Annotated in this window: 1 protein-coding gene; it reads left to right on the plus strand. The window is 62.3% G+C overall.

The window, feature by feature from the left end:
• Nucleotides 1-1,106 (plus strand): electron transfer flavoprotein-ubiquinone oxidoreductase (locus tag DWV00_RS33530; protein ID WP_147298050.1); only part of this gene is annotated, 1,106 nt, incomplete at both ends.

The following is a 1,106-nucleotide window of genomic DNA, read 5'->3' on the forward strand; positions in this document are numbered from 1 at the left end:
GGCGTCGCCACGGGCAACATGGGCATCGGCAAGGACGGCGAGCCGCTTGATAACTTCCAGCTCGGCATGGAGTTGCACGCGAAGTACACCTTGTTCTGCGAAGGGGCGCGCGGGCACCTGGGGCGTCGTCTGAACGAGCAATTCAAGCTCGATCAGGGTGCCGATCCGCAGGTCTACGGCATCGGCATCAAGGAGTTGTGGGAAATCGATCCGGCCAAGCATCAACCGGGGCTCGTCATTCATACGGCCGGCTGGCCGCTCGATACGCAGACGTACGGCGGCTCGTTCCTCTATCACATCGACAACAACCAAGTGATGGTGGGCTTCGTCGTCGGCCTGGGGTATTCGAATCCGTATCTGTCGCCGTTCGAGGAGTTTCAGCGCTACAAGACGCACCCGGAAATCCGCAAGTTTTTGGAAGGCGGCAAGCGCATCTCGTACGGCGCGCGGGCGATCACGGCCGGCGGCCTGCTCTCGCTGCCCAAGCTCGTGTTCCCGGGCGGCGCGCTCGTGGGCGACGATGCCGGCTTCTTGAACGCCTCGCGCATCAAGGGCAGCCATGCGGCCATCAAGAGCGGGATGCTCGCGGCGCAGGCCGCGTTCGACGCCGTGCAGGCAGGCCGTCAGGGCGATGAACTCGCGGCTTATCCGGAGTCGTTCAAGCAATCGTGGCTGCACGGCGAGTTGCACCGCGCGCGCAACTTCAAGCAGTGGATGAGCAAGGGGTTGTACCTGGGCACGCTCATGGTGGGCATCGAGCAGAAACTGATGGGTGGCAACGTGCCGTGGACGCTGCATCACAAGCATCGCGATCACGAGATGCTGAAACCGGCCGCGCAGTGCACGCCGATCGAGTATCCAAAGCCTGACGGCAAGCTCACGTTCGATCGGCTCTCGTCCGTGTTCATCTCGAACACGAATCATGAGGAGAATCAGCCTGCTCACCTGACGCTGAAGGATGCGTCGGTGCCCGTGAACGTCAACCTGCGGACGTATGCGGGCCCGGAGGCACGCTTCTGCCCCGCGGCTGTCTATGAGTTCGCCAAGAACGAGGATGGCACCGATCGCCTTGTCATCAATGCGCAGAACTGCGTGCATTGCAAGAC

Source organism: Trinickia dinghuensis, assembly GCF_003367175.1.
Taxonomy (GTDB): Bacteria; Pseudomonadota; Gammaproteobacteria; order Burkholderiales; family Burkholderiaceae; genus Trinickia; species Trinickia dinghuensis.